The 13,305-nt window shown below is 62.9% G+C and carries 8 protein-coding genes and 1 pseudogene; 7 read left to right on the top strand and 2 right to left on the bottom strand.

Features of this window, described 5'->3' with window-relative positions; translation table 11 throughout:
- Positions 1-89 precede the first annotated feature (89 nt).
- The 7 genes and pseudogenes from argS to G1C94_RS05950 all read left to right on the top strand — a co-directional run.
- Positions 90-1,910: an arginine--tRNA ligase gene (gene argS / locus G1C94_RS05980; RefSeq protein WP_172146207.1), complete on the top strand. Its 1,821-nt coding sequence runs from the start codon at positions 90-92 to the stop codon at positions 1,908-1,910.
- A gap of 2 nt (positions 1,911-1,912) precedes the next feature.
- Complete coding sequence (locus tag G1C94_RS05975) at positions 1,913-3,478, top strand: diaminopimelate decarboxylase family protein (protein WP_172146204.1); 1,566 nt, start codon at positions 1,913-1,915, stop codon at positions 3,476-3,478.
- Between the two features lie 116 nt (positions 3,479-3,594).
- A complete protein-coding gene (locus tag G1C94_RS05970; protein ID WP_172146201.1) occupies positions 3,595-4,911 on the top strand; it encodes a homoserine dehydrogenase in 1,317 nt (438 codons plus the stop codon).
- Complete coding sequence (gene thrB, locus G1C94_RS05965; protein ID WP_172146198.1) at positions 4,911-5,897, top strand: homoserine kinase; 987 nt, start codon at positions 4,911-4,913, stop codon at positions 5,895-5,897. The genes G1C94_RS05970 and thrB overlap by 1 nt, the downstream gene beginning before the upstream one ends.
- A gap of 141 nt (positions 5,898-6,038) precedes the next feature.
- Positions 6,039-7,490 carry a Maf family protein gene (locus tag G1C94_RS05960; protein WP_172146405.1) on the top strand — a complete coding sequence of 484 codons (1,452 nt, stop codon included), beginning with the start codon at positions 6,039-6,041 and terminating at the stop codon, positions 7,488-7,490.
- A 153-nt stretch (positions 7,491-7,643) separates the two neighbouring features.
- The gene (locus G1C94_RS05955; protein ID WP_172146195.1) at positions 7,644-8,489 is read left to right on the top strand and encodes an ABC transporter ATP-binding protein; all 846 of its coding nucleotides are present in this window, start codon (positions 7,644-7,646) and stop codon (positions 8,487-8,489) included.
- A gap of 281 nt (positions 8,490-8,770) precedes the next feature.
- Positions 8,771-9,958: pseudogene (locus tag G1C94_RS05950) on the top strand (FtsX-like permease family protein); the annotation flags it as partial.
- A 57-nt stretch (positions 9,959-10,015) separates the two neighbouring features.
- Here the strand turns inward: G1C94_RS05950 and G1C94_RS05945 are convergent.
- Both G1C94_RS05945 and G1C94_RS05940 read right to left on the bottom strand, forming a co-directional pair.
- Positions 10,016-10,567: a redoxin domain-containing protein gene (locus G1C94_RS05945; RefSeq protein ID WP_172146189.1), complete on the bottom strand. Its 552-nt coding sequence runs from the start codon at positions 10,565-10,567 to the stop codon at positions 10,016-10,018.
- 183 nt (positions 10,568-10,750) lie between these two features.
- Positions 10,751-12,397: an RNA-binding domain-containing protein gene (locus G1C94_RS05940; protein WP_172146186.1), complete on the bottom strand. Its 1,647-nt coding sequence runs from the start codon at positions 12,395-12,397 to the stop codon at positions 10,751-10,753.
- Between the last annotated feature and the right edge of the window lie 908 nt (positions 12,398-13,305).

Raw genomic sequence — 13,305 nt, 5'->3', positions numbered from 1 at the left:
ATGGTGCGCGTGGTGCGCATCGTGCAAACCTTTGGGGACTGGCGATTTGCCGGTCCCTTTTGGGTTGAGTGGGCATTAGACTAGGCCGAATGAGCCCTGAAGCGTTAAGTGAACTGATTTCAACCATTGCCCACAGCCTCGTCGCAGTCGGCAAGGCCGGTGCGCTGACCGACGACCTCGTGCCGCCGGTGGCCAAGCTCGCCGTCATGCGCCCGAAGGACCGCGCGCATGGCGACTGGGCCTCCAACGCGGCCATGCAGCTGGCCAAGAAAGCCGGCATGAAGCCGCACGATTTGGCCGAATTGTTCGCCGCCGAGCTCGCCAAGGCCGAGGGCATCGCCTCGGTGGAGGTGGCCGGCCCCGGCTTCATCAACATCACGCTCGACTCCGCCTCGGCCGCCGCCGTGGTCGACGCCGTGCTCGACGCGGGCGAGACCTACGGCAAGAACGACCACTTGGGCGGCGAGACGCTGAACCTTGAGTTCGTCTCCGCCAACCCCACCGGCCCGATCCACATCGGCGGCACCCGCTGGGCCGCCGTGGGCGATTCGATGGCTCGCGTGCTGGAGGCCAACGGCGCGAAGGTGGTGCGCGAATACTACTTCAACGATCACGGCGAGCAGATCAACCGTTTCGCCAAGTCGCTCGTCGCCGCGTGGGCGGCCGCCGCTGGCTTGGGGGAGAGGGGCTATTGCGTCGAAACGCCGTGCGACGGCTACAAAGGCGCGTATATCAACGAAATCGCGGCTCGCGTGTCCAAGGAGGCCGAGCGTGACGGCGTGAGCCTGGCCGCCTTGCAACACGCCGATCAGGGCTTGAACGAGAAGGGCGAGCCGCTGGGCGAAGGCGATAGCGAGGTGCGCGAGGAGTTCCGCAAGCGTGCCGTGCCGATGATGTTTGACGAGATTCGCAAGTCCATGAAGGACTTCCGCGTGCGTTTCGACGTGTGGTTCCACGAGAACAGCCTGTATGACAGCGGCAAGGTGGGCAAGGCCATCGAGGAGCTGAAGAGCCGCGGCGACATCTACGAGAAGGACGGCGCCACTTGGTTCGAGTCCACCAAGCATGGTGACGACAAGGATCGCGTGATCATCAAGTCGAATGGTGAATTCGCCTATTTCGCGGCCGATATCGCCTATTACTGGGACAAGCGCCACCGCTCCGACAATCCTGCCGACGTGGCAATTTACATGCTCGGTGCCGACCACCACGGCTACATCGGCCGCATGATGGCTATGTGCGCCGCGTTCGGCGACAAGCCGGGCGAGAACATGCAGATTCTCATCGGCCAGCTGGTCAACGTGATGAAGGACGGCAAGGCCGTGCGCATGTCGAAGCGCGCCGGCAACGTCGTCACCATCGACGATTTGGTCGAAGCGATCGGCGTGGACGCCTCGCGCTATTCGCTGGCGCGCACCGACTACAACTCCCCGGTGGACATCGATCTGAACCTGTTGGCCTCGCATTCCAACGAAAACCCGGTGTATTACGTGCAGTACGCGCACGCGCGTTCGTGCAATGTGGACCGCAACGCCGCCGCCTCGGGCATCACGCGCGAGGGGGCCGATTTGGCTCTGCTCGACACCACTGCCGACGGCGAGGTGCTGGCGGCGCTGGCCCAGTGGCCGTCCGTGCTGCGTGAAGCGGGCGATTTGCGCGCTCCACACCGCGTGGCGCATTACTTGGAAGATCTCGCCGCCACCTACCACAAGTGGTACAACGTGGAGCGCGTGGTTCCGATGGAACTGACCGAGCCGGAAGCGCAAGGCGAGCAGGCCGAGGCGCTGCGCGTCGCCAAGGCACCCGAACCGGCGCGTGCCGCCGCACGCCTCAAGCTCAACGACGCGGTGCGCACCGTCATCGCCTCCGGCCTTGACCTGCTCGGCGTCATCGCCCCGGAAAAGATGTGATCATGGCACTGACACCGATTTGGCCCAAGGCCACCGACATCAACGCGAGCGGCGCGCTCACTTTCCACGGGCGTGCGGGCGCGCAACTGCTTGACGAGTTCGGCTCGCCGCTCTATCTCATCGACACCGACGAGGTGACCGAACGCGCGCGCACATTCGTCGCGGCCGCAGCCGAAGCGTTCAGCACCTCCACCACGCACGTGAGCTTCGCGGGCAAGGCGTTCCTGTCCAAGGAAATCGTGCGCCTGGTCACCGCGGCCGGCATGCTCGTGGACACATGCTCGATGGGCGAGATGCGCATCGCGCTGGCCGCCGGGGTGCCGGGCCGCCGTTTGGTGCTGCACGGCAACAACAAGTCCGACGAGGAAATCGCGCTCGCCATCGAGCAGGGTTTCGCCAAAATCGTGGTGGATTCGCCGGACGAACCGGCGCGTATCGCCGCCATCGCGCATCGGCTGGGCAAGCGCGCCAAGGTGATGTTGCGCGTCACCTGCGGCATCCACGCGGGCGGCCACGAATACATCTCCACCGCGCACGAAGACCAGAAGTTCGGCGTGCCGCTGTTGTCGGCTGGTGCCGATGCCGCCGTGCTCGATGTGCTCGATGGGCTGGAGGAAAGTGTTATTTCGAGCGGAGGAGCCGAAGGTGGCGCAGTCGAGAATGACAATGGGCGCGCCCTGCAATACGACCTCAAATACCCCTATGACCTGAGCCATGAGCAACTCTCCAGCGCAGACAAGGCGCTCGCCGCCGCGATGGAAACCGTGGCGGACGGCCCCGCGCTGGCCGTGCTCAAAGACATCCAGTCGCGCGGAGCCGACCTCGAACTCGTCGGCATCCACTCGCATATCGGCTCGAACATCCACGACGCGGACGCGTTCATCCAAGCCGCCAAGCGCATGATGCTGCTGCGCAAGACCTTCTATGCCACCGATGCCTACACGCTGCCCGAGGTCGATCTCGGCGGCGGCTATTCCGTGGCCTACACCGACGGCGAGGACTCGATGGACGTGCGCGTCGAACTCAAGCGCCTGGCCGAGGCGGTCGGCGCGATTAACCGCGCGCTCGGCATGCCAGCTCCCGCCATCAGCTTCGAGCCGGGGCGCTGGATTGCCGCGCCCGCCGGCGTCACTCTGTATCGCGTGGGCACCATCAAGCCCGTGCATCTGACCGACGCGAAAGACGCGCAAGGCAACCCGATCGATGAGCGCGTGTACGTGTCCGTCGACGGTGGCATGAGCGACAACATCCGCCCGGCGCTCTATGCCGCCGATTACACCGCGCGTCTGGCGAACCGCGAAGGTGCGCCCGAAACCAAGCTTTCGCGCGTGGTGGGCATGCACTGCGAGTCCGGCGACATCGTGGTGCGCGAGTGCCCGTTGCCCGCCGACATCGCGCGCGGTGACATTCTCGCCGTGCCCGTCACCGGCGCTTACGGCCGCACGATGGCCAGCAACTACAACCAGGCGCCCATCCCCGCGGTCGTCGCCGTGAGCGAATCCGGCGCTCACGTCATGCTCCGCCGCCAGACCATCGACGACCTCCTCGCCCTCGATGTGAGCGAATAGCTCGAGCGAAACGACAGCAAAGTCGACAAATCTTTCAGCACCGCGCTGTTAGTCACATTCAGCCCGTAGAATGTCGAAAAGCTGAACATTCGCAAGACAAGGAAGGTTCCCGAGAAGTGGTATTTGACAACGAAACGCCGATTCGCGTAGGTCTGCTGGGAGCTGGCACGGTCGGCTCGCAAACCGCCCGTCTGATTGTCGAGCAAAAGGACGAACTGGCCGCGCGCATCGGGCGGCCCATCGAACTGACCGGCGTTGCCTGTCTCGACCCGGCGGAAACCGACCCGTACCCCTGGATCGACAAGTCCATCGTCACCACCGACACGATGGCCGTGGCCACCAGCTCCGACATCGTGATCGAGCTGATCGGCGGCACTGGCGTGGCTCGCAAGTTCGTCCTCGCGGCCATCGAATCCGGCGCGTCGGTGGTCACCGCGAACAAGGCGCTGCTCGCCAAGTACGGCCCGGAAATCTACGCCGCGGCCGAGGCCAAGGGCGTCGACATCTACTTCGAGGCGGCCGTGGGCGGTGCCATCCCGTTCCTGCGCCCGTTGCGCGAGTCGCTGGTGGGCGACAAGGTGACCAGCATGCTCGGCATTGTCAACGGCACCACCAATTACATTTTGGACGAGATGACCACCAAGGGTCTCGATTTCGACGATGTGCTGAAGGACGCGCAGGCCAAGGGCTACGCCGAGGCCGACCCCACCGGCGACATCGAGGGTGACGACGCCGCCAACAAGGCCGCCATCATGGCCACGCTCGGCTTCCATACCAGCGTCACCATCGACGATGTGAGCGTCGAGGGCATCACGAAGATCACCGCCGACGACATCGCCGCCGCCACCGCCGAGGGCAAGGTCATCAAACTGCTGGCCGTGGTCGAGAACGGCGAGGCGGGCGTTTCCGCGCGCGTCTATCCGGCGCTGATTGACGAAAGCCACCCGCTGGCCAGCGTGCACGGCTCGTTCAACGCCGTGTTCGTCAAGGCCGAGGCCGCCGACGACCTGATGTTCTACGGTCGCGGTGCCGGTGGCGCTCCCACCGCCTCCGCCGTGGTGGGCGACGTGGTCACCGTGGCGCGGCATATCGCCGCCGGCTGCACCGGCCCCTCGATTCCGCTGTACAAGGACTTGCAGCAGGCCCCGATCAACGCCTCCAAGGCCGCGTTCGCCGTGCGCTTCCTCATCCACGACAAGCCGGGCGTGCTCGCCGCCATCGCCGCCGAGTTCGCCAAGCGCGGCGTGTCCATTAACGGCGTGAACCAAGACTTGAAACCCACGCTCACCGACCCGGGCTACGACGGCGAAATCCAGCAGTTGCGCCTGGTCACGCACTTGACCGACGAGGAAACGTTGCGAGCCACCGTCGAGGCCGTGCAGTCGCTCGACTTCGTCACTGGCACCCCCTCCATTCTGAGGGTGCTCGACTGATGGCTCCGGTAACCAACCGCGTGCGTGTGCGCGTGCCGGCCACCAGCGCCAATCTCGGCTCCGGTTTCGACACAGTGGGTCTCGCGCTCGACTATCACGACGAACTCGTCTTCACGCTGAACGACGACCCCGCCGACGGCATCGCCCACGTCATCATCCACGGCGAAGGCGAGAGCACCTTGCCGCGCGACGAAACCCACTTGGTCGTCTCCACCTTCCGCCGCGCGTGCGCCACGTTCGGCTTGGGCAAGCTCGGTTTTACGCTTGAGGCGACGAACAACATCCCCCAGGCGCGAGGCATGGGCTCCTCCGCCGAGGCCATTGTGGCTGGTATCGCGGCCGCGGCTGCCTTCGCGCAGGACGGCGAGCTGAACCGTCCGGCCATCTTCGATATGGCCGCCCGTCTTGAGGGCCACCCCGACAATGTGGCCCCGGCTGTGTTCGGCGGGCTGACGGTGAGTTGGGATTTCGAGATGCCCGAAGGCGTTGGTTCCGTGTCGGTTCCTGATGGCGAGCCGTTGCACACCGGCTTTCACACGGTGAATTACCCGGTTTCCCCGGCCATCACCGCAGCTGTGTTTGTGCCGGATTACGAGCTGTCCACCGAACAGGCGCGTCGTGCCCTGCCCGCCGAAGTGCCGTATCATGATGCGATATATAACGTCTCGCGAGTTGGGCTGCTCCCTGCCGCGATGAACCCGCCCCTCTCCACCGTCGACCCCAACGCCCTGCTGTATGTGGCCACGCAAGACAAATTGCACCAGCCCTACCGCGCCCCGCTCATGCAGCCCTCCGCCGACCTGATCGCGGCCTTCCGCGCGCAAGGCTACGCGGCCGCCGTCTCTGGTGCCGGCCCGTGCGTGCTGGTGCTGCACCACGGCGACGCCCGCGCCGCCATCGACGCAATCGCCGCCCCCCAGCTCGCCTCCGGCCACTGGAAAGTCCTCCACCTCCCCATCAACACCAAGGGAGTCGAAATCAGTTAGTTCCCATGGCGCGGTGTTCCCATGGCGCGGTTTTGGCTATTTTTCAAGGTTTTGCTATCTTGCGCCATGGGGGAAACACCGCGCCATGGGAGGTTGGGGATTGGTATGGGACGATGGGACGATAAAGTGACGGGTATGACTATGAGTATTCCGCTGATTTTGGCTTCGAAGTCCAAGCCGCGCCGCAATGTGCTGTTTGCGGCCGGCGTGTGCCCTACGATTCGCGTGTCGCATGTGGATGAAACGGCGGCGCTTGAAGCGGCCGCCGCGCAGGCCGGCGTAGATGTGGCCGAGCTGAAGGTGGAACAGCGGGTGCAGATTTTGGCCGAGGCCAAAGCCCAGGCCGTGCACGAGGCATATCGCGACGTTGCCGCCACAGCCGCCGCTGCCAGCGGGGAGCGCATCGTCGGCTATCCGCTTCGCGCCGCCGATCTGCCGCAAGAACAGCAGGAAACGGCCGCCAATCAAGCACAGGCGGAGAATATCGATTATTCCTCCGCGCCAATCGCCACCACCCGCGACTTCTCCGGCACCACATTTCCCACCGTCACCGAGCCGATCAACGCCCTCTCAAACGGCGACCTGCCGGGCCTGACCCGCGCCCAAGTCGGCCCGCTGATCCTCGGCTGCGATTCCATGTTCCTGTTCGAGGGCGAATGTTACGGCAAGCCGCACAGCGCCGACGCCGCGCGCGAACGCCTGAAGCGCATGCGCGGCAATACAGGCGAACTGTGGACGGGGCACTGCCTCATCGACTTCGCTTCCGGGCGCGTGGCGCGCGGTGCCAGCCACGCGAAAGTGCATTTTTCCAACTATTCCGACAGCGATATCGAGCGCTATATCGCCACCGGCGAGCCGCTGGAAGTGGCCGGCTCGTTCACGCTGGAAGGCTTCGGCGGCGCGTTCATCGATAGCATCGAAGGCGATCCCAGCGGCATTATCGGCCTGAGCCTGCCGCTGGCGCGCGAACTTGCCGCCGAGCTGGGCATCGCATGGCCCGACTTGTGGAATGTCGCCTCGCCGCTCGCCCCGCCGGCCGAAGGCAAGGCCGCGGGCGCCGCGCACGCCGGCATCAAACCGCCGAAAGAGAACGTGCGCCAGCCGGGCGACGGCTGGATCGACTGTGCGTGCGGCCGCAAGCATTGGGGCACCAACGGCGCTGCCGGCGTGCTGCTTGCGCGTCGGGATCCGAACAGCGGCCAGGTCACCCATGTGGTGATGCAACACCGCGCCATGTGGTCGGCGGAAGGCGGCACCTGGGGCATCCCCGGCGGCGCCACGGCCGATGGCGAGAGCCCCATCGAAGGTGCGTTGCGCGAAAGCTACGAGGAGGCGAACATCACCCCGGAGGACATCGAGGTGGTCGGCTCCTACCGCGAGGATCACGGCTCGTGGGGCTACACCACCGTGTTCGCGTTCGAGAAGCCCGGCCACACGGTCACGCCCAAGGCCAATGACGACGAGAGCATGGAAATCGAGTGGGTGCCCATCGATCGCGTGCCTGAGCTCAAGTTGCTCACCGCCATGCGCACCGATTGGCCGCGATTCGCCGCGCGTCTTGCGTCCCTGGCTGCCGAGCGCGCCGTTTCGTGAGAGATTGTTGAGATTGTCGCGGTCTTGCTGCCGCGATGGTCCACTCGCAAATATGTGCATTCAAGGATTTCATTCTTAGGGATGAACCCCTGCCCCGCGAATCATTCCATTGCCTGATGTCGCCATGCCCCGCTTGTCCGTAGCGTTTCAAGCATGAGCAACATAGCATATCCATATCAACCATCTGCGCCCACTACCGCGCCCACCGCGGCACCCACCACCGCGCAGTTCGCGCCGCGCCGCCCCATTCTCACGGCCACCAATCTGACGATGGATTACGCCGCCAAACACCCAAACACAAACGCAAGCACAAACCCAAACGCAAACGTTTTCACACCCCCTGCCGCCGCAGCCATGCCGATGGCCCGCCCCCTCGCCCTGAACTCGGTGAATTTCCGACTCAACACAAAAGAAACCGTCGCGGTGATGGGCCCCTCGGGTTCCGGCAAATCCACACTGCTGCATGTGCTCGCCGGCATAGACAAGCCCACGTCGGGTCGCGTGCTCTATCAACCGCCCAACGCCGCCTCCGCCCAGGATCTCACCGCCCTCCCCGACGCCGAGCGCACGATGTTGCGCCGCAGCGCCTTCGGCTTTGTGTTCCAGTCCGGCCAGCTTCTGCCCGAACTGCCCGCCGTCGAAAACATCGCCCTGCCGATGATGCTGGGCGGAGTCAGCTACGCCCAAGCTACCGATTGCGCGCTGCTGTGGCTGGAGCGGCTGGGGCTCAAGGCTCTTGCCGCGCAACGTCCGGGGGAGATGAGCGGCGGGCAGATGCAACGCATCGCCATCGCCCGCGCCCTGGCAGCCCGCCCGAACGTCGTGTTCGCCGACGAGCCCACCGGCGCGCTCGACCAAGCCACAGGCCGCGAGGTCATGGCGATTCTCATGGCCGCCGCGCACGAAAACGACGCCGCCGTCATCGTCGTCACCCACGACCCCAACGTCGCCTCGTTCTGCTCGCGCACCGTCACCATGCAGGACGGTGCGTTGCAATGAATACGTTTGCACTCTGGTGTCTGTTCCATCGCCCCGGCGCGAGCGGCAGCTCCGGGCGCACCTCCGCGCTGGCCATCATCGCGTTCGCCACCGCCACCGCCGTCTTCCTCACTGTGCTCGGCGGCGTGCACGGCTTCATCTGGCGCGCTTCCGCCGACCACACGGTTGCTCGCTATTTCAACGACGCGGCCTGTGCCCCCGGCGCAAAATCCGTGGACTATTGGCTTGCCAGCGGCGCGCCCGCCGCGTGGGCTGAAATGATGGACGTCAATGCGCAGGGCTATGTGTGCCTCGCCTTCATCGCCTGCGTGCTGCTGATCGTGCCGTTCGCCGCGCTCGCCGGATCCGCGGCGCGCCTCGCCGCTTCCCGCCGTGACGCCCGTCTCGCCGCGCTGCGTTTGGCCGGTGCCACTCGAAGCCAAGTCACGCGGCTGGTTGCGCTCGACGCGGCAGGTCAGGCGCTGGTGGGCGCGCTAATCGGCATTCTCGGCTATTTTGCGGCCATGCCCGCCATCATGCTGTTGAATTTCCAAAACCGCCGCTTCACTTTTGAACAACTGTGGGTGGGGCCTGTGGCGTTGGCACTCACTGTGATCGGCGTGACCCTGCTCGCGCTGGTTTCGGCGCTGCTCACGTTGCGCCGCGTGTCGATCACCCCGCTGGGCGTCGCCTCGCGCGCTGCCCAACCGCTGCCCTCCCACTGGCGTGCGGCGATTTTCGCGGGGTCCATCGTCGCGGCCGTCGCGCTGTTCGATTCGCTGGCGCAGGTAAGTTCGTTCTTTGGTGAGATCGGCACGATTGCTCTCGTCCTCGGCCTCATCATGCTGCCGTTCGCGCTGATGAACCTCGTCGGCACGTGGGCGGTCAGCGCCCGCGCCAAGTCGCTTGCCCGCCGCCCCCATTGCGCCGCCGACATGATCGCCATGCGCCGCATCCTCGATAATCCCAAACGCGCGTGGCGCAACGTCAGCGGCATCGCCTTGGCCGTGTTCATTGCGGGCATCACCGCCGTGGCCGGCTGCATCGGCGGCGCTTCGAGCGCTTCGGGCGGCGCGGGCGACGACCCCACTGCAATCTATGCGCGTGACATGAGCAGCGGCGGTTTGCTAACCTTGATGTTCGCCGCGATTCTGGCCGCCGTCTCCTCCGGCGTGATGCAAGCCGGTTCCGTTTACGACCAGGCGCAGGAATACCGCATGTTGCTGCTCGAAGGCACCGATGTGGACACGCTGAACAAAGCGCGGTTCCGCGAGGTGATGACTCCGCTCAACACGGTGGTGGCGCTCGCCGGCGGTTGCGCCATGGTGCTGATGATGCCGCTGTTCGCTTCCGCCATGACTGAAGCGGGCACGCTGCTGACATTCTTCGGAGGCATCGCATTGTGCTATGCGCTGGTTTCCATTGGCGCGTTCGCCGCGAATCGCGTGGCCGCCCGATTGAATCTCACTGACTGGCGCGCCGACGATTGATACAACGTAACGATCTCAGCTCTCGTAAGCTCTCGCCGCCAGCCGAACGCCCAAAAATCAAGAAGACTTGGGTGCCGCCGTCGTCTCCCCGCTCGGCCGCCAGTTCGCCGGACACGTCTCCCCCTCGTTCGCATAAACGAACTGGCAGGCCTGCACGCGGCGCAACAGCTCCTCGGCGTTGCGGCCCACGCTGGGCAAAGTAAGCTCATATGCCACGATCGCGCCCTGCGGAGTCACGATGAAATCGGCGCGCTCGGCCATCCCCGACGTCTCGTTATAGGCGTCGAGGTCGCGCACGAGCACACCCGTCGGATCGGACAGCATTGGGTATTCGATTGTCGAAAGGCTCTGTTCGGCGTCGCGCCAAGCCTTGTGCACAAAGTGCGTATCGCAGGACACCGAGTAGATCTCGCAACCGACTTTCTTAAAATCCTCGTAATGCGCGGCCAGATCCTGCAGTTCGGTCGGGCACAGCGAGCTGAAGTCGGCCGGATAGCAGAACACCACCGACCAGTGGCCAAGCATGTCTTTCTTGCTTATCTCGCAGAAGTCCCCATTATGAAAAGCCGTGAGCGTGAACTCGCCCAGCTCGTGTTGCAACAGCGCCATGATCACTCCTTATTCGGTCGGTTTATGCGGTCGGTTTATGCGGTCGACTTGCGCTCGGTTTATTCGCTCGGATTGTGTCCGATTTGCGCGGTTTTCATCCCCATTGCACGCAAGCCTAACCCCACATCCCCAAGGGGACTATCCCTCCTTCATCCGAAACCGCAAAATACCGCACCCCGCCCGTCAAACTTTTTCATACCGCGTATTCCGCCCACCGCCGACTTTCTTCACCCTCTTGTCATCGACCAGCTTGGAAAGCTGGTAATACGCTTGGTTCCCGTCGAGATGCAGCAGTTCCATGACGTCCGTTTTGGTTGCGTAACCCTGTTTATTTATCAGTTTCATGATCAGTTCAGGGTAGCGGATGCGGTCAATGTCCGTCTGCCGAACGTACTCCACGGTTTTTCCACTGCGCTTATACACCTTCGACCCCAGCATATATGTGCGCTTCTGCCCCGAGCCGGAACCTTCGATAAGGCCGATTTCCGTCAACTGCCCGAGCATTGTGCGCAAACGCTGCTCGCTCATGTCCAGTTCTTTGTGCAGTGAGGCGAAGTCACATCTGCGTTCGTTTCTGAGTGTGTCGAGGATGAGCAGCCCGTCGATTGACATCTGCTTGCCGCTACGTTCCTGCTCTTGGGCGAGCATTTCCACGAAGGAGGAGTCCGGCGCGCTTCTGGATAGGAACACCGACACATTCCTTTCGTTGGAAGCGGAATAGTCTGGCAGGGGGCGCCCGTAATGCAATGCGCCTTCGAAGATGCGGTCGATGCCGCGTCCGGTGCGCTCCGCCAGTCCGGTGCGTTTCAGCGCGTCCATAAGACACAGGTTTCTGCCATGCGGTTCGGCGGTCAGCAGATTGTGGATGTTAATGCCTTCGACAAACCCGCCCGGATTCGATATGGTCAATCCCGCATCGTCCAACATGACTCGCACTCTGCCAAGCAGTGAGTAATCCCTGTGCCCGAACGCGTTCACCAGCGCTTCGCGGAAGGCCCTTTCATCGAACTCCGGCACCATCATCGAAAACAGCCCCACGTTCAGTTCCGTTGAGGGATTCCACGGTTTGAACATATCCGCGATTTGCTCGATGGTCTTAAGCAAGGGGCCTCGATACGTTTGGTTCACTTTGATTTCCGTGCCTTCCAGCACCTGAAAGGCGGCCTCATTCGTCGGCACGAAGCGCTGAAGAGCCTCTTCTTTTCCCAACAGCAGCAGCCCGGTAAGCGTCGGCGTATTCGTTCCGTCCGTCGAAACGGTCAGTTTGAGTGCTTTCTCCAATTCCTCGTCGGACAATTCCAGTAGCGCATGGTCGCTTGACTTGTATGAGCCGATGATCCGGCGCAGGCGTTCGCGTTCCAGCGGGTCGAAATCCTCGCGAGTGGTTCCCGCAATGGGTTGTTCGGAATAATCCAATCTGCCCAAATCGGAAAGTCTTGTGGCAATCTCATATGGGTACATCGGCACGCTTTCCGGGGTTCCGTCGATCTTCATCCTTCGCCGCAGGATTTTGCCGGAGTGGGTCGATACCACGCTGCGCGATTTCGGCACCTCGATTCGGATGACGGGAGTCTTGTCACCGACGATTTGAACTCGGGCAGACACTGGAGGGACGGTTCTGTTGGCAATCATGGCGCTGAGACCGACGATATCCTGATGCTTGTCGTGTATGCCCGTGGGGGTGCCGTCGTCTTCGACACCCACGTACAATATGCCTCCATCGGTGTTGGCCAGCGCGACTACAGCTTCCACCAGGTTGCTGTCGGGAAGCTGTTTCAGGTCGCTCTTGAACTCCACGGATAGCGTTTCTTCGCCATATTCATGTGCCATGGTTCTTGCTCCGTTCGTATGGGAACTGCGTCTGTCTTCTCTGAATCCAGCAAGTTTTCTCTGAATTCAGACTTCTTTCTCTGAATTCAGACTTGCTTCTCTGAATTCAGAGAATACATCTCAATATTCCGAGAAACAAGCGGACGAAGAGCCTAGTGGACGAACAGCCCAGTGGGCTGTTCGTATCGATATCAACGGACGGCGTCATTTTGCGGTAATAGATCATTCCCGTGCCTTCTGTAGACCCATGCCAACGCAGCGAACTCGTTCCCTGCGTGCTTGAGTCGCAGTGTGCGTTGCTATATTCTCGGTCTATCTCAAGTCGCAGTGCCTATTGTTCCTGTTCTCAGTTCGTTTCAAGTTACAGTGCCCATCGTTTTCGTCCTTAGTTTGCACCAGATCACAGTGTCGTTGCTATCGTTCTCGGTCTGTCTTGAGTCGCAGTGCCCGTTTTTCCGTTCTCAGTGTGCATATCGCTATTTCGTTCTCAGTGCGTTTTGCTGTTCCGTCAGGTTTGCGTGTTGTTTGACCCGTTCCGGTGTCTGCGGCGGATGTTGCCGTGTTCGACACCCTCCGGGCCGGTAGGCCAAGTCTTACGTCTCACACGGCAACATCCGCCTAGGGCATTCTGACGTAGCCGGTTCGTTTCATCCTTGTTGTTCCGGTGAGTGTGCTCCGTCTCTTGTCATTTCGAGCGGAGGCGTAGCCGGAGTCGAGAAATCTCGCCCCGGAAGGGGCGGTGAGCGTGCTGTTGGTGTGCGCCGAGGGCGGGGGAATGATTTACCCCTTGGTTTTGTTGCGGGTGTGTGTTTTGGGTGGGGCGGGCTTTGGTTTGAGTCCTGTTTTTCCGCGGGATTGCAAGGGGTTTCGGGTGGCTGGTTTGGCGGCGGTTGGAGTGCGCTGTAGGG

It is taken from the genome of Bifidobacterium panos, assembly GCF_012932445.1.
Classification (GTDB): domain Bacteria; phylum Actinomycetota; class Actinomycetes; order Actinomycetales; family Bifidobacteriaceae; genus Bifidobacterium; species Bifidobacterium panos.
The sequence above is the reverse complement of the archived record's forward strand: the minus strand, read 5'-3'. Positions and strand labels throughout refer to the sequence as shown.